The sequence below is a fragment of the Corynebacterium pygosceleis genome (assembly GCF_016595275.2).
Classification (GTDB): Bacteria; Actinomycetota; Actinomycetes; order Mycobacteriales; family Mycobacteriaceae; genus Corynebacterium; species Corynebacterium pygosceleis.
In genome coordinates, this window is record NZ_JAENIQ020000001.1 from 130,458 (window position 1) to 152,422 (window position 21,965).

At 67.4% G+C, this 21,965-nt stretch carries 17 protein-coding genes and 1 pseudogene; 10 read left to right on the forward strand and 8 right to left on the reverse strand.

Annotated elements, in window-relative coordinates; all coding sequences use genetic code 11:
* Positions 1-48: 48 nt before the first annotated feature.
* Positions 49-369: a YrhK family protein gene (locus tag JIM94_RS00525; protein WP_248085868.1), complete on the reverse strand. Its 321-nt coding sequence runs from the start codon at positions 367-369 to the stop codon at positions 49-51.
* A 63-nt stretch (positions 370-432) separates the two neighbouring features.
* On the opposite strand from JIM94_RS00525, the gene JIM94_RS00530 reads away from it, so the two are divergent.
* From JIM94_RS00530 to JIM94_RS00545, 4 genes are all read left to right on the forward strand, one after another.
* Entirely contained in the window at positions 433-1,050 is a 618-nt protein-coding gene (locus JIM94_RS00530; RefSeq protein WP_200254180.1) for a Maf family protein, read from the forward strand.
* A gap of 47 nt (positions 1,051-1,097) precedes the next feature.
* Positions 1,098-1,769 (forward strand): peptidylprolyl isomerase, encoded by a 672-nt coding sequence (locus JIM94_RS00535; protein ID WP_200254182.1) that lies wholly within the window; start codon positions 1,098-1,100, stop codon positions 1,767-1,769.
* A 73-nt stretch (positions 1,770-1,842) separates the two neighbouring features.
* A complete protein-coding gene (locus JIM94_RS00540) occupies positions 1,843-2,445 on the forward strand; it encodes a hypothetical protein (protein WP_200254183.1) in 603 nt (200 codons plus the stop codon).
* Between the two features lie 48 nt (positions 2,446-2,493).
* A complete protein-coding gene (locus tag JIM94_RS00545) occupies positions 2,494-2,943 on the forward strand; it encodes a DUF3151 domain-containing protein (protein ID WP_200254185.1) in 450 nt (149 codons plus the stop codon).
* A gap of 67 nt (positions 2,944-3,010) precedes the next feature.
* Here JIM94_RS00545 and JIM94_RS00550 read toward each other — a convergent pair whose 3' ends face one another.
* Entirely contained in the window at positions 3,011-4,075 is a 1,065-nt protein-coding gene (locus JIM94_RS00550) for a Cj0069 family protein (RefSeq protein ID WP_200254187.1), read from the reverse strand.
* Between the two features lie 305 nt (positions 4,076-4,380).
* On the opposite strand from JIM94_RS00550, the gene JIM94_RS00555 reads away from it, so the two are divergent.
* From JIM94_RS00555 to glpK, 5 genes are all read left to right on the forward strand, one after another.
* Positions 4,381-5,322, forward strand: coding sequence for a sulfurtransferase (locus tag JIM94_RS00555; RefSeq protein WP_200254189.1), 942 nt, complete (start codon positions 4,381-4,383; stop codon positions 5,320-5,322).
* 262 nt (positions 5,323-5,584) lie between these two features.
* Positions 5,585-7,357, forward strand: coding sequence for an acetyl/propionyl/methylcrotonyl-CoA carboxylase subunit alpha (locus JIM94_RS00560; RefSeq protein ID WP_200254191.1), 1,773 nt, complete (start codon positions 5,585-5,587; stop codon positions 7,355-7,357).
* Between the two features lie 89 nt (positions 7,358-7,446).
* Positions 7,447-7,944 (forward strand): DUF1707 SHOCT-like domain-containing protein, encoded by a 498-nt coding sequence (locus tag JIM94_RS00565; protein WP_200254193.1) that lies wholly within the window; start codon positions 7,447-7,449, stop codon positions 7,942-7,944.
* 58 nt (positions 7,945-8,002) lie between these two features.
* A complete protein-coding gene (locus JIM94_RS00570; RefSeq protein ID WP_200254195.1) occupies positions 8,003-8,392 on the forward strand; it encodes a hypothetical protein in 390 nt (129 codons plus the stop codon).
* Positions 8,393-8,427: 35 nt separating this feature from the next.
* Positions 8,428-9,960: a glycerol kinase GlpK gene (glpK, locus tag JIM94_RS00575; protein ID WP_200254289.1), complete on the forward strand. Its 1,533-nt coding sequence runs from the start codon at positions 8,428-8,430 to the stop codon at positions 9,958-9,960.
* Between the two features lie 478 nt (positions 9,961-10,438).
* Here the strand turns inward: glpK and JIM94_RS11370 are convergent.
* The 5 genes and pseudogenes from JIM94_RS11370 to prpD all read right to left on the reverse strand — a co-directional run.
* A pseudogene (locus tag JIM94_RS11370) lies at positions 10,439-10,984 on the reverse strand (Fic family protein); the annotation flags it as partial.
* Between the two features lie 393 nt (positions 10,985-11,377).
* Positions 11,378-14,776, reverse strand: coding sequence for a pyruvate carboxylase (locus JIM94_RS00585; protein ID WP_200254197.1), 3,399 nt, complete (start codon positions 14,774-14,776; stop codon positions 11,378-11,380).
* A 232-nt stretch (positions 14,777-15,008) separates the two neighbouring features.
* Complete coding sequence (locus JIM94_RS00590; protein ID WP_200254200.1) at positions 15,009-16,160, reverse strand: bifunctional 2-methylcitrate synthase/citrate synthase; 1,152 nt, start codon at positions 16,158-16,160, stop codon at positions 15,009-15,011.
* Between the two features lie 163 nt (positions 16,161-16,323).
* Complete coding sequence (prpB, locus tag JIM94_RS00595) at positions 16,324-17,238, reverse strand: methylisocitrate lyase (RefSeq protein WP_200254202.1); 915 nt, start codon at positions 17,236-17,238, stop codon at positions 16,324-16,326.
* Positions 17,239-18,744 carry a 2-methylcitrate dehydratase PrpD gene (gene prpD / locus JIM94_RS00600; RefSeq protein WP_200254204.1) on the reverse strand — a complete coding sequence of 502 codons (1,506 nt, stop codon included), beginning with the start codon at positions 18,742-18,744 and terminating at the stop codon, positions 17,239-17,241. It lies immediately after the preceding gene.
* A gap of 228 nt (positions 18,745-18,972) precedes the next feature.
* Between prpD and JIM94_RS00605 the strand changes: the two genes are divergently transcribed.
* A complete protein-coding gene (locus tag JIM94_RS00605) occupies positions 18,973-20,412 on the forward strand; it encodes a short-chain fatty acyl-CoA regulator family protein (RefSeq protein ID WP_200254206.1) in 1,440 nt (479 codons plus the stop codon).
* Between the two features lie 45 nt (positions 20,413-20,457).
* On the opposite strand, the gene JIM94_RS00610 is transcribed toward JIM94_RS00605, so the two are convergent.
* Positions 20,458-21,870, reverse strand: coding sequence for an NAD(P)H-quinone dehydrogenase (locus JIM94_RS00610; RefSeq protein WP_200254208.1), 1,413 nt, complete (start codon positions 21,868-21,870; stop codon positions 20,458-20,460).
* Positions 21,871-21,965: the final 95 nt, after the last annotated feature.

Sequence of the window (21,965 nt, forward strand, 5' to 3'; positions counted from 1 at the left end):
GATTCTACCCCGCTCCCCGACCTGCCGCGCCGCCCAAGAGTCGGAGGGTCACGCCTCCGCGGCGAGGTCGTCGTAGTCCCTGATTCTCAGGAGATGCCATTCACGGACGAGGCTGATGCAGGGCCGGACACCGAACAGGATTGAACCGATGAGGAACAGCCAGGTACCGGTGGTCGTGGTCGACTCCCGGAAGAACAGGATCGATCCCACGATGAAGAGAAAGGCGGCAAGAACATCGACGACGGTGTACGCGACGGCGTAACAGGCGTAGAGGCGTTGCGTCGCCTCGGAACGCAGTGCGTTGTCGGGGTTGAACATGTGTCGGCGCAGGTGGATCATCTCCTCATCGTCCGGCTGCGGGGATCGCACCAGACTAGCAGTGGTACTGCCCACCCGTTGCCCCACGATCCACGGAGACAATAGAGTCGGGGCATGAACATCGTCCTCGCCTCCGCTTCACCTTCCCGTCGCTCGATCCTCAATTCGGCGGGGGTGGAGCCGGTCATCCATCCCGCCGACGTCGACGAGGATGCGCTGATCGCGGGGTTGCCGAAGGCCGACCCCGACAAGGTGGTCGCCGCTCTGGCGGAGGCGAAGGCCCGGAAGGTCGCCCCGGATCACCCGGACGACATCGTCATCGGGTGTGACTCGATGCTGCTCCTCGACGGTGAGCTGCAGGGTAAGCCGCGCAGCGCGGCCGCCACGGTGGAACGCTGGCGACGGCAGCGTGGTCGAACCGCCGAGCTCATCACCGGACACTGCGTGGTCGGCCCGGGGGGCGCCCGCAGGGTCGCGGTCTCCCGCACCGCGGTGGTCTTCGCTGACGTGTCGGACGCGGACATCGAGGCGTACGCCGCGACGGGGGAACCGTGGCAGTGCGCCGGTGCCTTCACCCTGGAGGCCCTCGGTGGATGGTTCATCGACCGGATCGAGGGGGATCCGTCCAACGTCATCGGGCTCAGTCTCCCCGTCGTCCGGAGAGCGATCTACGAACTCGGTCATGACGTGAACGAGTTCTGGAAAACGGTGGACGCCGCCGGAAAAGACTGAGCCCGTGTCCGTTCCCGGGTAGGTGCCGTTCCGGTTACACTGCGGGCATGAAGAAAACCAGGACAGTTCTCTCCGGTCTCCTCGCCGCGACAGCGGTGTTCACCGCCGCCTGCGGCACCTCCGATTCCCCGGATGCCGCGGACACCGGCGACGTCTCCGCGGCGTCGTGCGAGTACACGGTGACCGGTGGGGCGGCGAAGGACGTGAATCTTCCGCCGGCAGAGGCACCGCAGGGAACCGTGTCGATGACTCTGGAGACCAACGTCGGGGACATCCCCCTCAGTCTCGACGGCGACCGTGCGCCGTGCACCGTCAACGCCATCTCTCATCTCGCCAGGTCCGGCTACTACGATGACACCGTCTGTCACCGGATCACCACTGCGGGCATCTACGTGCTCCAGTGCGGTGACCCGACGGGCAGGGGATCCGGTGGTCCGGGATTCAGCTACGCGGACGAGTACCCGGTGGGTTCCGGTGACTCCCCCACCTATGCGGCCGGTGTCCTGGCCATGGCCAACGCCGGGCCGGGCACCAACGGTTCCCAGTTCTTCATGAATTACAGGGACTCCCCGCTGCCGCCGAGCTACACGATGTTCGGCACCGTCGAACCGGACGGGATGAAGGTTCTGGGGGAGATCGCGGAGAAGGGGGCGGTGGGTGGTGCACCGGACGGCGCACCGGCCGAGGAGATCCGGATCGAACATGTGACGGTCGACTGAACCGGCCCTAAAACGGGGTGGGGCGACGGTGTTCCCCGCTGCGGGACATGATCCGGGTTGTTAGGCTCAGCGTATGCAGCAGTTCCTTGCGCTCCTCGGTGCCCTCGGCACCGTGCTGGCGCTGATCTCCCAGCTTCTGGCCGGTTCCCCGTCGTCAGGTGCGGGCGGTTTTCCGGTCCCGCCACCCTCTTCGCAGGTCATCGTCGTCACGGACGGTCTCGGAGATGTCCACGTCAACGGGATCACCGTGGGACAGCCGGTCGATCAGATCCGGGTGCTGCACGAGGGTTTCCCGGAGGACGGCACCGTCGTGTTCCTGGAGACCGGTGATACACGGGTGCGCTACGACTTCGAGGGCGCCGAATACTACGTCGCCGAGGGCGTGGTCACCCGCATCGGGATGCCGCACACTCCGGAGGGGATCCGGGGTGGGTCAGGTCTCGCGGAGGCGACCGCCAGGTACGGGCGTCCCGTTCACGGTTACAGTTCCTCCAACGGCGGCCGGTACGCCGTCTACGTCGCCGAGGAGCAGCTCAATCTGGCGTGGATCTTCGAGTACAGCGGCAGATCCGTGAGGAAGGTCTACCTCGATCATTCACTGGACCGGATGCGGAGGGACGCTGCGGCGGTGGTCCGCCCGATGCTCGGACACCGTTCGACGGGGTCCAGCAGCTGACCCGGGGTTTTTCGGACCCCACCCGGAACAGCACGTAGGGTTGGCGGCATGAACCAGTTCAAGGACATGCTCGCACCGCCGCCCGTCACCCTCCCCGATGACCCGGCGGCCGCCGCCGTCGCCGACGCCCCGGACGATGTCCCGGCCCTCGCCGTGAAGGCACGGCGGTACCCTGAGTCACCGCTCATCTGGGCGGTCCTCGCGGAACACGCGTTGAGTACGGCGTCCACCGATTCGGCGTCCGACGTCGACGCGATCACCGCCTACGCCCTGGCCCGTACCGGCTACCACCGGGGACTCGACAGGCTGCGCGGGAACGGGTGGAAGGGCTTCGGCCCGGTCCCCCACTCCCATGAACCGAACCGTGGCGTCCTGCGGGCTATCGCCGCACTCGCCCGGGCCGCGCGGCTCATCGGTGAGGACAACGAGTACGACCGCTGCCGTGCCCTGCTCTCGGACTGCGACCCGGAGAGTGTCGCCACGCTCCTCGACGACTGAACGGGAAACGACGACCGCCCACCCGGGTGCCTGCGCACCGGGATGGGCGGTCATGTCTGTCGGGGAATCAGGCGCGGTTCTTCTCCTCGACGCGCTTGATGGCTTCCGCTGCGACGAGTTCCTGGATACCCATGTCCAGCTCGGAGGTGAAGCCGACGCAGGAGCAGTTGATCTCGCCGAGGACGTAGTCGTCGCCTCCGTCGGCACCGTCGGCGAGCATGAAGTCGGCGGTCCAGATCAGCGGGATGTTGTCGCCGCCGAGCTTCTCGGCGATGACCGGGCGGGCCGCGGCGAACTGGTCGATGAGCTCCTGCCACGCCTCCGGCTTGTCGTAGGTGTACTTCGCACCGGAGAAGAGGGTGGCGGAGAAGTTGTCTCCACCGGCTGCGGGCTTCTTGTGCACGACGAAGACGGGGTGGGGACCGACCAGCAGAATGCGGATCTCGCCCTCGACGATGCGCGGCATGAAACGCATGTCCACGAGCATGCCGTTGTCACCGACGATGTACTGGTCGCAGAAGTCCATGAACTCGCCGAGTTCGCGGACCTCGGTGTGGTTGTCCACGGCCTCGGTGCACTTGAGCTTGGTGTCGAGGGGCAGGGAGGTTCCGGGTTCGACGGAGGCGGCGAGCTCCTTGTCGACGAGCTGCACGCGCCAGATGCCGGAGCCGGTGGAGCCACGGTTCTGCTTGAGCACGCGCTCACCGTAGGACAGTGAGGACGGGAACGTCTCGTGGAAGTTCTCGACGTCGTAGTAGGCGTAGGTGTCCTCGGGGACGAGATCGGTGTCGGCGAGCTTCACCAGGGCGTCCTTGGCGCCGTAGGACATCATCTCGTCGGGACGCGACATGCCCACGAGGCCCGCTTCGTCGGAGAGACGGGTCAGCAGATCGAAGTAACCGCGCTCACCACCGGGGATGTTTCCGGGGTTGACGCGGGAGATGTAGGCGTCGAAGTTGTTCGACACGTACTCGAAGAGGGCATCGGCCCACTCCGGACGGTAGAAGACGACCTCGGCGTTCCAGCCCTTCTCGCGGATCGCGCGGACGATGGGCATGGTGTCCTTGCGGTGTCCGTCGATGAATTTGTCGGAGCCGCCTTCGACCTCGAATACGACGATGCTCTTGTGCACGTGTTTCTCCTTGTTGATTCTTCGGGTGCTTCAGTGTGCTGCCTTGCAGCTGCGTGTCCGGTGCGGTGGTCGCCGTCGGTTCCGTGACCCCGGTCGCGCACGCCGTCCGGACACCTCAAGGCTATGTCAGATCAGTGGGCTGCACGGGCGATGCGGACACAACGTAACTAAGCCCACACCACCTCCACCCGGGTGCCGTGAGCTGGACGACATAATATGCTGGGATCGCACGTGCGCCACACAGCGCGCCGCATCCGGCGACCTCGCCGTTTGCAGCATCCGAGAGCCACGAAGAAGAGGAACCCATGTCCGCAGCATCCGATCAGAACCCGTCGACCACCACCCCCGGGTCACAGGAGAAGCAGGGTTACGCCCATCCGGACCGCCTCGTGGAGGCGGCGTGGCTGAGCGCCCGCCTGGGCGGCGAGGGGCTCAAGGTCGTCGAGTCCGACGAAGATCTGCTCCTCTACGACATCGGGCACATCCCCGGAGCCATCCGGATCGACTGGCGCCGGGAACTCAACGACCCGGTGCAGCGGGACTTCATCGGCCCCGAGGCGTTCGCGGAGCTGATGCGCTCGAAGGGCATCTCGCGGGACGACACCGTGGTCATCTACGGTGACCGCTCCAACTGGTGGGCGAGTTTCACCCTGTGGGTGTTCGAACTCTACGGCCACCCCGATGTCAGACTGCTCAACGGCGGCCGGGACGCCTGGATGGCGGAGGAGCGGGAGACCTCCTACGTGGTACCCGAGTACCCCCGCACCGACTACCCGGTACCGGAGCGCAGTGAATCCGAGCTCCGCGCCTTCGTCGACGACGCGCTCGCGCAGATCGGTTCGGGTCCGCTCGTCGATGTCCGCTCCCCGGCCGAGTACGTGGGCGAGGCGGTGTCCGCCGACGCGGCCCCCTGGGAATTCGTCATGCGCGGCGGGCACATCCCCACCGCCGTGAACATCGAGTGGAACCGTTCGGTTCACCCGAACAGCCGTTTCCGGTCCAGGGAGGAACTCGAGGAGATCTACGCCGGCCTGAATCCCGAGGATCCGACCATCGTGTACTGCCGCGTCGGTGACCGGAGTGCGCACACGTGGTTCGTGCTCAGGCATCTCCTCGGGTTCGAGTCCGTCCGGAACTACGACGGTTCCTGGATCGAGTGGGGGAACATGGTCAGGATGCCGATTGCAGCGGGACCGGAGCCCGGCGAAGCTCCCGGATCCACCCCCGGTGCCCCCACCCCAAACTGAACATCGTTCAACTCTGCTGTTCACACACACATCGCCGTCACCCGCCACCCCCGCGGCACCGGAGAGGCAACCCCGAAAACAGTATTCCCGCCCAAACCAGCGACGATATTGTGCAAGAATGTGAGGTATTCCGCAGTCCGGTCGTGACTCATCCGTGATGTCCCACGGCCGGGCGACACGGTGAAAAATGTCAGGCTCACCGGCGTCCGCATCCTCAGCGGTGCGTCCGTCGGCGCGCAGCAAACTATCAGGAGTGTTTTCAGTGACCGTCGAGACGAAGAAGATCACCAAGGTTCTGGTGGCCAACCGCGGCGAGATCGCCATCCGCGTTTTCCGGGCTGCCCGGGATGCCGGCATCGCCAGCGTCGCCGTCTACGCTGAGCCGGACGCGGACGCGCCGTTCGTGACCATGGCAGACGAGGCCTTTGCCCTCGGCGGACAGAACTCCGCCGAGTCCTACCTCGTCTTCGACAAGATCCTGGACGCCGCCGAGAAGTCCGGCGCGGACGCCATCCACCCGGGTTACGGTTTCCTCTCCGAGAACGGTGAGTTCGCCCAGGCCGTCATCGACGCGGGCCTCATCTGGATCGGCCCCTCCCCGCAGTCCATCCGCGACCTCGGCGACAAGGTGACCGCACGGCACATCGCCCTGAAGGCCGAGGCACCGATGGCGCCGGGCACCAAGGAACCGGTGAAGAACGCCGAGGAGTGTGTCGCTTTCGCCGAGGAGCACGGTCTCCCGATCGCCATCAAGGCCGCCTTCGGCGGCGGTGGACGTGGCATGAAGGTCGCGTACACGATGGACGAGGTCGCCGATCTCTTCGATTCCGCGACCCGTGAGGCCACCGCCGCGTTCGGTCGCGGCGAGTGCTTCGTCGAGCGGTACCTGGACAAGGCCCGCCACGTGGAGTGTCAGGTCCTCGCCGACCAGCACGGCAACGTCATCGTGGCCGGCACCCGTGACTGCTCCCTCCAGCGTCGTTTCCAGAAGGTCATCGAGGAGGCCCCCGCCCCCTTCCTGACCGACGACCAGCGCCACCGCCTGCACGAGTCCGCGAAGGCCATCTGCCGCGAGGCGGGTTACTACGGCGCCGGCACCGTCGAATACCTCGTCGGCGCCGACGGCCTGATCTCCTTCCTCGAGGTCAACACCCGTCTCCAGGTCGAGCACCCCGTCACCGAGGCCACCACCGGCCTGGATCTGGTGCGCGAGCAGTTCCGTATCGCCGAGGGCGCGGAGCTGCACCTGAAGGAGGACCCGAAGCCCCGTGGCCACGCCTTCGAGTTCCGTATCAACGGCGAGGACGCCGGCAACAACTTCATGCCCGCCCCGGGCACGGTGACCAGGTACGTCGAGCCTTCGGGCCCGGGTGTGCGCATGGATTCCGGCATCGTCGAGGGCTCCGTCATCGGTGGCCAGTTCGACTCCATGCTCGCCAAGCTCATCGTCTTCGGGGAGACCCGTACCGAGGCGCTCGAGCGGTCCCGCCGTGCGCTGGCGGAGTACGTCATCGAGGGTCTACCCACCGCTCTCCCCTTCCACCGCCACATGGTCGAGCATCCCGCCTTCGTCGGCGATGACGAGGGCTTCGACGTCTACACCAAGTGGATCGAGGAGGAGTGGGAGAACACCATCGAGCCGTTCGTCGATCCCGCCGACGTCGAGGACGAGGACGAGTCGATTCCCGCCAAGAAGGTCGTCGTGGAGATCAACGGTCGCCGCGTCGAGGTCGCCCTGCCCGGTGATCTCGCCCTCGGTGGGGGTGCGGCGAAGAAGAAGGCGAAGAAGCGCCGCGCCGGTGGTGCGAAGAAGGCCGTCTCCGGTGACGCCGTCGCGGCCCCCATGCAGGGTACCGTCATCAAGGTCAACGTCGAGGAGGGACAGGAGGTCAACGAAGGTGACACCGTCGTCGTCCTCGAGGCGATGAAGATGGAGAACCCCGTCAAGGCACACAAGTCGGGTACCGTCACCGGTCTCGACTGCGAGGCGGGCGCCGGTGTCAACAAGGGCGCCGTCCTGATGGAGATCAAGTAGCACGTCCCCGCTCCACCGAAACGCCCCTCCCGGTCCCCCGGGCGGGGCGTTTCCCCGTTCGCGGTCACCCCCGGTTCTACACTGGCCCCATGAAGTACGACGTCCCCAGACAGCCCACCGACCCCGGTGCCCTCCTTCCCGCCCGTGAGACCCGTATCGGAGACACAGACCGCACCCGGGTCCTCGAGGCGCTCGCCGGTTACCTCGAATCGGGGCACCTCACGATCACGGATTTCGAGGAACGCTCCGCCGCGGTACCCGGCTGCCGGACGACCGGTGATCTGGAGATCATCCTCGCGGATCTCCCCGCGGGCGGAGACGCCCCGGCCTCCACCGGGTCCGGTACCGCGAGCCCGTCACCCGGTCGCGTGTCCGGGATCCGCACCCGGATCGGTGTCTTCCTCACGGTCGGTGTGCTCTGCATGACGGCCACCGCCGCGACCGCGAGCCCGCTGCCGTTGGTCGTGTGGGCGCTCACCGCGATCGCGCTGTTCATCCTCAACGTCGGTCCCGACAGCTGGTACACGCCGTCACTACGGCAGCTCGAACGCCGCGCCCTCCGCGCCGACGGACACCGCGGGAGGTAGATTCCGCTCCCCGACGAATCCGTCCTTCCGGGACCGGTCGTTCCGTAGACTGGGACGCATGGAACCGATGGAGATCAACGGTGGCAGGTTCTACGCCCGCCCCCTGCACGACGACGACCGCATCGACGACCGCCCGGCGCTCGGCGAGGTGTTCGGAAGACCCGTCGACCCGGATTTCGTCGAAGGGGCACGCGCGGACTGGGCCTCGGACACGGTGTACACGTGGGCGGTCTGCGAGCAGACCTCGGTGTCCATGCTCGCCCTCGCGACCCTGACCCTCCACGGGGACGGTGGGGCGAGCCTGGACGTCCGGCGCGCAGGTGATCCCGGGAGAATGCTGCCGAACGATCCCGCCCTTCCCCCGAAGTCCGTGGGCGACGGGGTCATCGAGGGGCGCGGCACGATAGAACGCTGGGCCCACGGCTACTGCGGTCTGGAACTGCGGTGAGCGCCGCGCGCGGCCCCATGGGTGAGGTCGGTGAGATGGTCGGCCGGGTCACCGGAAGGGCCCACCGGAAACGCACCCGCAACCGTGGGGACGCGTCGATCATCGCCGCGCTCGACCACGGCACGACGTCGACACGCTGCATTCTCTTCGATGCACGCGGTACCGCGCTCGCGACATCACAGCTGGAGCACCGGCAGATCTTCCCCCGCGCCGGCTGGGTCGAACATGACGCGACGGAGATCTGGGCGAACACCAGACGCGTCCTCGCCGACGCGGTGGCCCGCTCGGACGTGAACCCCCGGGACATCGCCACTCTCGGAATCACGAATCAGCGCGAGACCGTCGTCGTCTGGGACGCGGCGACGGGGGCACCGGTCCACAACGCGATCGTCTGGCAGGACACCCGCACCAAACGGGTCTGCGCCGGGCTCGACCCCGATCTGTTCACCCGCACGGGTCTACCGGTGTCCACCTATTTCTCCGGCCCGAAGATCGCCTGGATCCTGGACAACGTCCCCGGCGCACGCTCACGCGCGGAGTCCGGTGAACTGCTCGTCGGCACGATGGACACCTGGCTCGTGTGGAACCTGACCCGGGGTGAACGGCACATCACCGACGTCACCAACGCCTCCCGCACCATGCTGATGGACCTGGAGACCCAGACGTGGGATCCGGACCTGTGCACGGCACTCGGGGTACCGGAGTCCATGCTCCCGGAGATCGTCCCCTCCTCCGGCGAACTGGGGACCGTGACCCGCGCGGGTGACTTCTCCGGTGTACCGATCGGCGGGATCCTGGGTGACCAGCAGGCCGCCACCTTCGGTCAGGCGTGCCTGGAACCGGGCGAGGCGAAGAACACCTACGGCACGGGGAACTTCCTGCTGCTCAACACCGGCACGGAGGTCAAGCGCTCGGAGCACGGGCTGATCTCGACGGTCTGCTACCGGATCGGCGATGAGCCCACCGTGTTCGCCCTGGAGGGTTCGATCGCGGTGACCGGTTCACTGGTGCAGTGGCTGCGGGACAACCTGGGGATCATCCGCACCGCCCCGGAGGTCGAAAGGCTGGCACGGACGGTCGACGACAACGGCGGCTGCTACATCGTCCCGGCGTTCTCCGGGTTACTGGCCCCGCACTGGCGGGACGACGCACGGGGCGTGATAGCCGGGCTGACCCGCTTCAACAACAAGGGACACATCGCCCGCGCGACGCTCGAGGCCGTGGCCTACCAGACCCGGGAGGTCGTGGAGGCGATGAACGCCGACTCCGGGGTTCCGCTGACCGCACTGCGGGTGGACGGCGGAATGGTGGCCAATGAGCTGCTCATGCAGTTCCAGGCCGACCAGCTGGGTGTCCCGGTGACGGTGCCCGCGGTGCACGAGACCACCGCCCTGGGCGCGGCGTACGCCGCCGGGCTCGCCGCGGGGATCTACTCGTCCACCGACGAGATCCGCACGCTGTGGCGGGAGGAGCGCACCTATCAGCCGACGATGCCGGAAACCGAGCGGGAGAGCCTGTACGCGGGGTGGCACAAGGCGGTGGAAAGGACGCTGAACTGGGTGGACTAGCCTGCCTGCGTCCGATCCCCTCCGCGACGTCGTCCATCAGTTCCAGGACGGCGGGCGCCCGCCAGGCCCGGTGTCCCTTCCCGATCTGGTACGCCACGACTATCCCCGCCTCCTCCAGAGACGACAGTGCCCGCCGTGCGGTGATCCCGGTGCAGCCGAGGTGGCTCGTCACCGTGGTGACGTCGACCACCGGTTGCGAGGTCAGGAGATCGCAGACCTTCCGGTCGGCGGCGTCCGCCCGTGAGGTGAGCAGCGGTTCCCACTCCGTGTCACGTATGGAACGGAGTTCAGCGGCGGTGTCCACACCGAGTTCAGCCGCCTGGCGTGCACACGTGGTGAACAACCGGATGACGGGTTCGGGATCCCCTGCACGATAGGCCGTCAGGGTGTCGAAGTAGTCCGTGACCCGCGTCAGCAGTCGCGCGGAGAGCGGTAGCGCCGTCGTCGCCGTCAGACCGGCATTACGCAGCAGCACGTGGACGAGTGCCCGCCCAGTCCTGCCGTTGCCGTCGGCGAACGGGTGGATCGTCTCGAACTGGGCGTGCGTCACCGCGATCTTCGCCAGCGCCGGAAGATCCGTCCGCCGCATGAACACACAGAGGTCGTCGATGAGGGCGGGGACCGCGGCACTGTCGGGGGCGACGAATTCCGCGCCTGCGGGGCTGAGATCCGACCCACCGATCCACACGGGTTCACCGCGGAACAGGCCCGCGATCTCCGGGTTGGTGCGCTCCATCAGTATGCGGTGCATCTCGAGGATGGTCCCGGGGTTCAGCGGATCGACCGTCCGGGACGCCAGCTCCATGGCTCTGGTGTTGGCGACGATCTCGGGGGCGTTGCCCCGTGAGCCGGGTTGGTCGGTGCCGAACATCTCCTCCTCGACCAGTTTCCGCGACGAGACGGTCAGGCGTTCAATCCGTGAGGAGGCGCTGGCTTCGCCACGGAGCAGCAGAGCGGTGAACGGCAGCGGTGAGGTGTGCCGGGCGGCATCGAAGCGGACGATCTCCAGGGTCGCCACCTCCATCTCGGCGAACAGATCCGTCGGAAGGCCAGGCGTCGCACCCGCGATCTCCGGAACCACCGACTCCCGGTGGGTGGCGGGGAGCCGTGTGCGCTGGCGCGTGGACAACAGATCGGTGTTGCGGGGCTTCCGGGGGCGTTCACGGATGTGGACACCGGGTCATCCCCGTTCAGTCACGTTCACGGCTCCTCCAATCTCCTCCACTCCGGCAATGAACGAACAGTTATCCGGTCATGTGTTCACGGGACTATCACCGGTGGACATTTAGGGCCTCAACTGTTCACCCTCCTCCCTTTCAGTGACAGATCCCCGGGTCGATGACCGCGATCCGGCGCAGACGGGCGCCCCCGTCCCCGACGAATGCGGTCGGGGACGGGGGCGTGCCGGGCGGTAGGTCTACTCCGCCGGATCGATGACCACGAGCAGGTCACCACCCTCCACCTTGACCGCGGCACCGAGGACGACACGTCCGATCGTTCCCGCGACGGGGGCGGTGATGGTGGCCTCCATCTTCATGGCCTCGATGACGGCGACCGGATCACCGGCGGCGACGGTGTCCCCCTCCTTGACGTTCACGGTGACGACACCGGCGAACGGGGCAGCGACGTGACCCGGGTTCGAGGTGTCGGCCTTCTCCGCCTCGGGCGTCTCGGACTTCACCGAACGGTTGCGGACACGAACCGGACGGATCTGACCGTTGACCGTGCACACCACGGTGCACATGCCCTTGGCGTCGGCCTCGGACACGGCGTCGAGTCGGACGGTGATGTCCTTGCCCGTGCGCAGTCGGACGGTGATCTCCTCCCCGTGCTTGAGTCCGTAGAGGAACTGGTTGTCACTGAGGACGGTGGTGTCACCGTGCAGGCGTCGGTGTTCGGCGAGTTCCCTCGCGGGTGCCGGGAACAGCAGCCGGTCAAGGGTCGCTCGCCGGATCATCGGGTCCTCGTCGGCGAGCAGCGCGGCGTCGTCGTCGGACACCGGGGTGAGGGTGGAGGGTTTCTCCGCACGCCCCTCGAGTGCACGCGTCCGCAGCGGTTCCGGCCATCCGCCGGGCGGGGTACCGAGTTCGCCGCGCAGGAACGCGATCACGGAATCGGGGATGTCGTACCGCTGGGGATCCGCGACGAAGTCGGCGGGGTCGACGCCCGCGCCGACGAGGTGCAGCGCAAGATCTCCGACGACCTTGGAGCTCGGGGTGACCTTCGTCGGACGGCCGAGCATCTCGTTCACCGCGGCGTAGTTGTCCTCGATGAGCTCGAAACGGTCGGCCAGGCCCAGAGCCGTGGCCTGGGCCCGGAGATTCGACAGCTGACCACCGGGAATCTCATGGTGGTAGACACGCCCCGTCGGCCCGGGGGTTCCGGATTCGAACGGTGCGTAGACGCGGCGGACGGCCTCCCAGTAGGGCTCGAGATCACAGACCGCACGCATGTCGAGTCCGGTGTCGTGCTCGGTGTTCTCGAATGCCGCGACGATCGCGGACAGGGACGGCTGGGACGTCGTGCCGGACAGCGGTGCCGAGGCACCGTCGATGGCGTCCGCGCCGGCGTTGACCGCGGCGATGTAGGTGGCCAGCTGGCCACCGGCGGTGTCATGGGTGTGCACGTGGACCGGCAGGTCGAACTCGCTGCGCAGCGCGGAGACGAGATTCGTCGCGGCGATCGGGCGCAACAGTCCCGCCATGTCCTTGATCGCGAGGACGTGGGCCCCGGACTCCACGATCTTCTCCGCGAGTTTCAGGTAGTAGTCCAGGGTGTAGAGCTTCTCCCCCGGACTGCTCATGTCACCGGAGTAGGCCATGGCCACCTCCGCGACGGCGGTGCCGGTGGACAGGACCGCGTCGATCGCGGGACGCATCTGGGAGACGTCGTTGAGTGCGTCGAAGATGCGGAAGATGTCGACACCGCTGCGGGCCGCCTCCTCGACGAAGGCGTCACAGACGCTGTCCGGGTAGGGCGTGTAACCGACGGTGTTACGGCCGCGCAGCAGCATCTGGATGTTCACGTTCGGCATCGCACGACGCAGCTGGTCGAGCCGTTCCCACGGGTCCTCGAAGAGGAACCGCATCGCGACGTCGTAGGTTGCACCGCCCCACGCCTCGACGGACAGGAGATCCGGGGTGGAGTGGGCGACGTGGCGTGCGGCGTCGACCAGCGCACTGGACCGGACCCTGGTCGCGAGCAGTGACTGGTGCGCGTCACGGAACGTCGTCTCGGTGACCGCCACGGCGGACTGCGAACGGAGCTGCTCCGCGAACGCCTTCGGACCGAGCTCCAGCAACCGGTCCCGCGACCCCTTCGGCAGTGGCGCCCCGAGGTCGAGGGCGGGCAGCTTGTCCGCCGGAAGCGGGGCGTCCGGACGGGGGCCGTGCGGACGGTTGACGGTCGTGTCGGCGAGGAAGGTCAGCACCCGGCCCGCCTCATTGTCGGCGGGCGGGGCGGCCAGCAGCCAGGGGTGTTCGTTGATGAAGGATGTGTCGATCCGCTTGTTCTGGAAGTCCGGTTCCCGGAGCAGTGCCCGGAGGAAACCGATGTTCGTGGCCACACCGGCGACGGTGAACTCCGCCAGGGCCCGCTGGGCGCGGGTCACCGCGGCGGCGAAATCACCGCCACGACAGGTCATCTTCACCAGCATCGAATCGAAGTGTGCCGTGATCTCGCCACCGAGCTGCGCGGCCCCGTCGAGACGCACGCCCGCACCACCCGGTGAACGGTACGCGGTGACGATCCCGGTGTCGGGGCGGAACCCGTTGCCCGGATCCTCGGTCGTGATGCGGCACTGGAGTGCGGCACCCTTCAGTTCGATCCGGTCCTGGGTCAGGCCGAGTTCCTCCAGTGTCGCCCCCGCCGCGAGCTGCAACTGGGCCCGGACGAGATCGACGAGGGTGACCTCCTCGGTGACGGTGTGCTCCACCTGGATACGGGGATTCATCTCGATGAAGACGTGACGTCCCTGCTCGTCGACCAGGAACTCCACGGTGCCCGCACCGGTGTAGTTGATGGAACGGCAGAACTTCACGGCGTCGGCGCAGATCGCCTCCCGCTGTTCCTGCGTGATGTGCTGCGCCGGGGCGATCTCGACGACCTTCTGGTGACGGCGCTGCACCGAACAGTCACGTTCGAAGAGGTGGACGACCTCACCGGTGTGGTCACCGAGGATCTGCACCTCGATGTGCTGGGGGTTGATCACCGCACGTTCGATGTAGACGCGGGAATCGCCGAACGCACTCATCGCCTCACGGGACGCCTCGGCGGCCAGGGACGCCAGTTTGTCCGGGGACTCGATGAAACGCATGCCACGCCCGCCGCCACCGGCGACGGCCTTGACGAACAGCGGGTAATCCTGCCCCTCCGCCTGACGGACGATCTCGTCGATGTCATCGGTGGGCGGGGACTCGTTCAGGGTGGGCAGCCCGGCGCGCCGGGCCGCCGCGACCGCCTGGGACTTGTCACCGGTGAGGTCGAGAACCTCGGGCGAGGGACCGATGAAGGTGATGCCGTTCTCCGCGCATTCCCGTGCGAGCTGTGCGTTCTCGGAGAGGAAACCGTAACCCGGGTAGATCGCGTCGGCTCCCGAGAGCTTGGCCACCCGGATCATCTCGTCGATGTTGAGGTAAGCCTTGACCGGGGAATCGTCCTTGCCGATCAGATACGCCTCGGAGGCGTGACTCCGGTGGAAGGAGTTGCGGTCCTCCTGCGGGTACACCGCGACGGTGGCTGCACCGACCTCGTAGGCGGCGCGGAACGCACGGACGGCGATCTCACCTCGGTTGGCTACCAGAATCTTCTTGAGCATCTCGTCTGCTTCCTTGGGACTAAAACTGTGCGTCGGTGCTTCCGTGGCGGGTGTGGACGGGGTCCACCACCCCTGGCCGACGTCGTTGAGAATGACGCGGCGCCACCGTCGGGAGCGACAGTGGCGCAGGACACCTTCAATCTAGCAAGCGGCAGGTGTCGTCCGCAGTTGTTTGGGCGCCCCCTCCACCCCGGACGACCGGGAACGGGGCGGAGGGGGCGGGTCTGTGGGGTCAGGCGGCTCCGGAAACCGGGACGTCGCGCTGGGAGTGGCCGTGGTAGGCGGACAACGGGCGGATCAGCCGGTTGTCCTCGCTCTGTTCGATGATGTGCGCGATCCACCCGGTGATCCGCGACATGACGAACAGCGGGGTGAAGAACTCGACCTCGAATCCGAGGAGGTGGTAGGCGGGCCCCGAAGGGAAGTCGAGGTTCGGTTTCATGCCCTTCGCCTCATCGACGGTGGCGGCCATGCGGTCGTACATCTCGACCCACTTCCCGCCGTCGTGGTTCGCGGCGAGTGCCTTGAACGCGGCCTCCATCGTCGGCACGCGGGAGTCGCCCTTCTTGTACACGCGGTGGCCGAAGCCCATGATGAGCTGCTTCTTCGCCAGGGCGTCGGTGACCCACCGTTCAGCCTTGGCGGGGTCCCCGATCTCGAGCATGGTGTGCATGACGGCCTCGTTCGCACCGCCGTGCAGCGGGCCCTTGAGTGCCCCGATCGCGGCGGTGATCGCGGAGTAACTGTCCGACATGGTGGACGTGGTGACGCGGGCGGTGAAGGTGGAGGCGTTGAAGGAGTGCTCCGCGTAGAGGATCATCGACACATCGAAGGCGTGGATGTCCTCGGGATTCATCGCGGGCGATCCCTCTCCCCTGCCGAACGCCATGGAGAGGAAATTCTCCGAGAACCCCAGCTCGGGGTCCGGCGCGATGAACTCCTGTCCACGGCGGCGACGCATGTCCAGGGCGACGATGGTCGGCAGCTTGGCCAGCAGGTGCATGCCGCTGTCACGGATGTGCCCGGAATCGCGGCTGTAGGCGTCCGGGTCCTGGGTGCCGATCCAGCTCACCGCGGTGCGGAGCACGTCCATGGGGTGGCAGGTGGTCGGGAGTCCGCGGACCAGGTCAACCAGACCCGGCTCGAGGTCGCGGAGTGAACGCTCACGGTCGGAGAACTCCCCGAGCTGCTCCGGGGTGGGCAGTTCGCCGTGCCAGAGGAGGTAGGCCACCTCCTCGAAGCTGCAGTTCGCGGCGAGATCCTGCACGGGGTAGCCGCAGTAGGTGAGCGAGTTGGTTTCGGGGACGACCTTGGACACCGCGGTGGAGTCGACGACGACGCCACCGAGGCCCTTGTGGATGGTCGGCTGGGTGTTTTCGGACATGACGGATTACTCCTCGAAGGTGAACTGGTGCAGTGCGGGGTTTGCTGTTCGACGTCCGCCTGGGTCGCGGGGTCGCTTCCGGGTCGCTGGGTCGGCGTTGTCCGGGAAAGTCTGTGGGGTGGGCCGGTCCCGAAATGTCAGGAACGGGACCGGCCCCGTCCACCTAGTCGCCCGGAGGTCGGCGGTAGGTGAACAGCTTCTGGTCGAAGACGTTGTACTCGGCGTAGCGCAGGAGCTCGTAGAGCCGGGAGCGGTGCTGCATCCGGTCGAGCCACCCGGTCTGGGTACCCGTCGCGGCGATGTCGGCGAGGGCTTCCTCGACCTGTCCCATCGCGATGCGGAGGGTGGTGACCGGGTATATCACCGCGTTGTAGCCGATCTCCCCGAGCAGTTCGGCGCCGATCAACTCGGTCTTGCCGAACTCGGTCATGTTGGCCAGCAGCGGGACGTCCACGGCGGCCCGGAACCTCTCGAAGTCCGTCGGGGTGCGGAGCGCCTCGGTGAAGATCATGTCCGCACCGGCGTCGGCGTAGGCCTTCGCCCGTTCGATGGCTGAGTCGATCCCCTCGGTGGCGGCGGCGTCGGTGCGGGCGCAGATGACGAAGCTGTCGTCGCGCCGGGCGGAGACCGCGGCACCGAGCCGGCGGACCATGACGTCCGTCGGGACGACCTCCTTGCCGTCGAGATGGCCGCAGCGCTTGGGGTTGACCTGGTCCTCCAGGTGACAGCCCGCGAGGCCCGCGTCCTCGAGTTCGCTGACGGTGCGTGCCGCAGACATGGGCTCACCGAAGCCGGTGTCGGCGTCGACGAGGACGGGCAGTTCCGTGGCGCGGGCTATCTGCCGTGCCCGTCCGGCGACTTCGGTGAGGGTGGTCAGTCCGATATCGGGCAGGGCCAGGTCGGCGGCGACGACGGCGCCGGAGACGTAGACGCCCTCGAATCCGGCGTCGGCGATGGCCCGGGCCACCAGCGGGGAGAAGGCACCGGGCAGCCTTTGGATGCGGTCGCCCGTGAGTCCCGCGCGGAAAGCCCTGCGCCGTTCGGTGGGGGTGGTTGCGGCGGAGAACAGGTTGGTCATCTAGAACAGCCCCTCCGGAGTCTCGGATGCGCGGGCCAGCACGTCATCGGCCAGTTCGATGTTGAGCTGGTCGAGCTCACCGGCGCCGAGGTCGTCGAGCCGCTGGGCGACATCGAGGAAGCGGTCCTGCTCACCAGCGGACACCACGCCCTCGGCGAGGGTCCGGAATTTGTCGATGTACTGCTCGCGGGCGAAGGGGCGGGCGCCCAGCGGGTGGGCGTCGGCGATGGCGAGCTCGTCGGTGATGACGGTGCCGTCCTTCAGCGTGACCTCCACGCGGCAACCGAAGGCCTTCTCGTTGGGGTCCTCGGCGTGGTAGCGGCGGGTCCACTCCGGGTCCTCCACGGTCGAGATCTTCCGCCACAGTTCGATGGTCTCCGGGCGGTGCGCACGCTCGGGCGCGTAGGAGCGCTCGTGGTGCCAGTCACCGTCCTCGAGGGCCACGGCGAAGATGTACATGATCGAGTGGTCGAGCGTCTCGCGGGAGGCGTCCGGGTCGAACTTCTGCGGATCGTTGGAGCCGGTGCCGATGACGTAGTGGGTGTGGTGGGAGGTGTGCAGCTCGATCTTCTCCACCCGGGTGAGGTCGCCGATCCGCTCCCGCATGCGGCGGGCCAGGTCGATGGGGGCCTGGGACTGGTACTCGGCGGAGTGCTCCTTGGTGAAGGTGTCGAGGATGGCGCGCTTCTCCTCGCCGGCGGTGGGCAGCGGGATGGTGTAGCTGGCCTCGGGGCCGCCGAGCATCCAGGCGATGACGCCGTCCTCACCCTCCCAGATCGGGGCGGGGGCACCCTCCCCGCGCATGGCGCGGTCGACGGATTCGATGGCCATCTTTCCGGCGAACGCCGGGGCGAAGGCCTTCCAGGAGGAGATCAGGCCCTTGCGGGACTGGCGGGTCGCGGTGGTGGTGTGGAGCGCCTGGCCGATGGCCTGGTACACGGTCTCGTCATCGAGGTGCAGCAGGGTCCCGAGGCCCGCGGCGACGGAGGGGCCGAGGTGTGCGACGTGGTCGATCTTGTGCTCGTGGAGGCACATGCCGCGGACGAGGTCGACCTGGATCTCGTAGCCGGTGGCGATGCCGCGGATCAGGTCGTGGCCGGTGGAGCCGCGGTGCTGGGCGACGGCGACGATCGGAGGGATGTTGTCGCCGGGGTGGGAGTACTCGGCGGCGAGGAAGGTGTCGTGGAAGTCGAGTTCGCGGACGGCGGTGCCGTTGGCCAGGGCGGCCCACTCGGCGGAGTAGGTGCCCGGCACACCGAAGACCCCGGCACCCCCCTTGTTCGTCGGGTGGGCGGTGGCCTGCCTGCGGGCGACGCTGACGGGGCGGCGGAGGACCGAGGCGGCGGACACCGCGGCGTTGTCGATGATCCGGTTGATGATCATCTCCCGGGTGTCGTCCGGGACCTCCACGGGGTCGGTCGCGACTTCGGCGATCCGCTGTGCGAGGTGTTCGCCGCGGGGGAACTCCTCCGCGGAACGGCGGGTGCGGACTTCGATGTTCTCCATGTGCTGTCCTAACGGGGTCGGGGCCGGCGCGCTGCGGCGTCTCGGATGATCTTTTACCGCCACACCCCCGTTAGGAGGTATGAAACGGATATCTTGTGGACCGACTATACAGTGGTTCACAACCCCTCCACGCTGCGGAAAAAGCATAATTCTGCGGTACGGAAACGGCGTTTCCGCAAAGTTTGCGGAAACGTCAGGCCACGGCCGATTTACCAGGAAGTGACACCCATGGAGAAGATGTACGCGGGGGCACGGATCCGGACTCTGCGCCGGGCGGAAGGCCTCACCCAGACCGAGATGGCCAAGCGGATCGACCTGTCCACCAGCTACCTCAACCAACTGGAAAATGACGCGCGACCACTGACCATCACCGCCCTGATGGCCTTCGTCCGCGCCTTCAACGTCGACGCCTCCTACTTCGCCCCGGACTCCAACTCACGCATGGTCGCCGACCTGAAGGACATCCTGACGCTCGCCGGGACGTCCGGTGTGGACGATGCGGAACTCGTCGAGTTCGCCGAGCGGCACCCGGAGATCGCGCGCGGAATGCTGCGCCTGCCCCGCCGCCACGCCGCAAATTCCACAACCGGACACACCTCCCCCCATACCACCCCCGATTTCGATACTCCGGTACACACAGTGCCACTGCCGGAGGGAAGCACGTCTGCGTACGAACACGTCCGCGACTACTTCTACGCACGCCGCAACCACATCCCCGAACTCGATGACCGGGCGGAGCGGTTCGCGGGCACCCTGGGGCGCCCGGGCCTCCGACTCACCCGTCTGACCTCGTTGCTCGACGGGACCCACGGGGTGAGGGTGCAGTTCAACGCACACGACCGTGGTCCGCGCCGCATCTTCGACGACGGTTCCCGGTGCGTCCGACTCCGGGCGGATCTCACGGAGGCCCAGCAGACCTTCGAGCTGGCCCTCCAGCTGGCGTTCCTGGTGCACGGGGATCTCCTGACCGATCTGGCGGACGCTCCGGAGCTCCCCACCACCGAATCCAGGGAACTCGGCAGGTTCGGCCTCGCCCAGTACTTCGCCGCGGCCGTCGTCATGCCGTACTCGGAGTTCCTGGAGACTGCGCGCACCAGCGACCACGACATCGACCGCATCGCCGCCGTCTTCGGTACCGGTTTCGAGACGACCGCCCACAGACTGTCCACCCTTCAGCGCCCGGGCAGCGAGGGGGTCCCGTTCTTCTTCGTCCGGACCGACCGGGCCGGGAACATCTCGAAGCGGCAGTCGGCGACCGGCTTCCACTTCTCACGCACGGGCGGTTCCTGCCCGTTGTGGGTGGTCCACCGGGCGTTCGAGAATCCGGGGCACGTGGTGCGCCAGATCGCCTCCATGCCGGACGGCCGCACCTATCTGTGGGTGGCGCGCACCGTCCGCAGCCGGACCCGTGAGTACGGCGAGGTGCCCCGTGAGTTCGCGATCGGGCTGGGGTGCGACCTGGATCAGGCGCACAGACTGGTTTATTCGAGGGGGCTGGATCTCACCCCGGACGCCGCGACCCCCATCGGGTCCGGGTGCCGGACCTGCCCGCGCGGGCACTGCCGGCAGCGGGCGTTCCCGGCGACGGGTCTGACCCTCGACATCGACGAACGCTACTCCCCCGACGAGCCCTACCGAGCGTTCAGTCCCTCATGCGAGAGACGCTGAGGGGGCGCATCCGATCCCGGGTGCGCCCCTTCACCGGAGCTCCGTTCAGCTCAGGTCGTCGTGGGCGACGAGCTGGCGGGCGGCCTCGGTCACGGAACCCGACAGGGTCGGGTAGACCGAGAACGTGTTCGCAAGATCATCGACGGTCAGCCTGTTGGTGACGGCGACCGCGATCGGCAGGATCAGCTCGGAGGCGGTCGGCGCGACGACGACACCGCCGATGACGAGGCTGGAGTTCCTCCGGCAGAAGAGTTTCACGAAGCCGTGGCGGAGGGAACGCATCTTGGCGCGCGGATTCGTGGTCAGCGGAAGAACGATGGTCCGGGCGGTGACCTCACCGGATTCGATGTCACTCTGGGTGTGTCCCACGGCGGCGATCTCGGGGCGGGTGAACACGGCGGTGGCGACGGTCTTCAGCCGGATCGGGCTGACGCCCTCGCCGAGCGCGTGGTACATCGCGACCCGGCCCTGCATCGCCGCGACGGACGCCAGCGGGAACAGGTCGGAGCAGTCACCGGCGGCGTAGATACCGGCGACCGACGTCCGGGAGACGCGGTCGACGATGATGTGCCCCGACGGGGCGGTCTCGACGCCGACGGTCTCCAGCCCGAGGTTCTCCGTGTTGGGCACGGAACCGACGGTCATCAGGGCGTGGGAACCGAAGATCTCACGCCCGTCGGTCGTCCGGACGCAGACCCCGCCGTCGTCGGTACGGGTGACGGACTCCACGCGGGCGTGCTTCTCGAGTGAGACCCCGCGCTCGGCGAGCACCGTCTCCAGGACATCGGCCGCATCGGCGTCGTCGTGCGGGAGGATCCGGTCCCGTGAGGCCACCATGGTGACCTTCACGCCGAGCTCCGCGAACGCGGAGACGAACTCCGCGCCGGTCACTCCGGAACCGACGACGATCAGGTGTTCCGGCAGCTCATCGATGTCATAGACCTGACGCCAGGTGAGGATCCGCTCCCCGTCGGGCTGCGCACCGGGCAGGACACGGGGTGAGGCACCCGTGGCCAGGAGCACGAGATCACACTCGATGACCTCATCCTCGCCACCGTCATTCGGGGTGACCGCGATGTAGTGGGTGCTCTGCTTCGGCTTGTAGTCGTCGAAACGGGCACGGCCGTCGATCAGCCGCACACCGGCCGACTCCATCTGCGCACGGACATCCGAGGACTGGGCCTCCGCGAGATTCTTCACACGTTCGTTGACCTCGTCGAGCTGAAGGAGGTTCGTTTCCCCGGTCCGCTCGAGGCCCATGTCATCCGCACGACGGAGGTCGGTCTGGATGCCCGTCGCCGCGATGAAGGACTTCGACGGAACGCAGTCGTGGATGACCGCCGATCCACCGAGCCCCTGGTCCTCGATCAGGGTGATGTCGGCGCCGTACTTCGAGCCGGCCAACGCGGCCTCGTAGCCGGCGGGGCCACCGCCGATGATCACGATTCGTTTGGACACAGGTCTCCTCCAGGTACGCTTCGGGTGCAGGTCAGTGCGTCAGTATCGGGCCACACCGCGGGCACGGCAAAACCGCTCCCCACGGGCTGTGTGGG

Excerpts from the sequence above, each read along its gene's own strand:
- JIM94_RS00570 (WP_200254195.1), top strand. The coding sequence starts at position 8,003 with ATGGAACCGATGGAGATCAACGGTGGCAGGTTCTACGCCCGCCCCCTG.
- JIM94_RS00585 (WP_200254197.1), bottom strand. The coding sequence starts at position 14,776 with ATGCTCAAGAAGATTCTGGTAGCCAACCGAGGTGAGATCGCCGTCCGT.
- JIM94_RS00535 (WP_200254182.1), top strand. The coding sequence starts at position 1,098 with ATGAAGAAAACCAGGACAGTTCTCTCCGGTCTCCTCGCCGCGACAGCG.
- JIM94_RS00605 (WP_200254206.1), top strand. The coding sequence starts at position 18,973 with ATGGAGAAGATGTACGCGGGGGCACGGATCCGGACTCTGCGCCGGGCG.
- JIM94_RS00555 (WP_200254189.1), top strand. The coding sequence starts at position 4,381 with ATGTCCGCAGCATCCGATCAGAACCCGTCGACCACCACCCCCGGGTCA.
- prpD (WP_200254204.1), bottom strand. The coding sequence starts at position 18,744 with ATGGAGAACATCGAAGTCCGCACCCGCCGTTCCGCGGAGGAGTTCCCC.
- JIM94_RS00545 (WP_200254185.1), top strand. The coding sequence starts at position 2,494 with ATGAACCAGTTCAAGGACATGCTCGCACCGCCGCCCGTCACCCTCCCC.
- JIM94_RS00590 (WP_200254200.1), bottom strand. The coding sequence starts at position 16,160 with ATGTCCGAAAACACCCAGCCGACCATCCACAAGGGCCTCGGTGGCGTC.
- JIM94_RS00540 (WP_200254183.1), top strand. The coding sequence starts at position 1,843 with ATGCAGCAGTTCCTTGCGCTCCTCGGTGCCCTCGGCACCGTGCTGGCG.
- JIM94_RS00530 (WP_200254180.1), top strand. The coding sequence starts at position 433 with ATGAACATCGTCCTCGCCTCCGCTTCACCTTCCCGTCGCTCGATCCTC.
- glpK (WP_200254289.1), top strand. The coding sequence starts at position 8,428 with ATGGTCGGCCGGGTCACCGGAAGGGCCCACCGGAAACGCACCCGCAAC.
- prpB (WP_200254202.1), bottom strand. The coding sequence starts at position 17,238 with ATGACCAACCTGTTCTCCGCCGCAACCACCCCCACCGAACGGCGCAGG.
- JIM94_RS00565 (WP_200254193.1), top strand. The coding sequence starts at position 7,447 with ATGAAGTACGACGTCCCCAGACAGCCCACCGACCCCGGTGCCCTCCTT.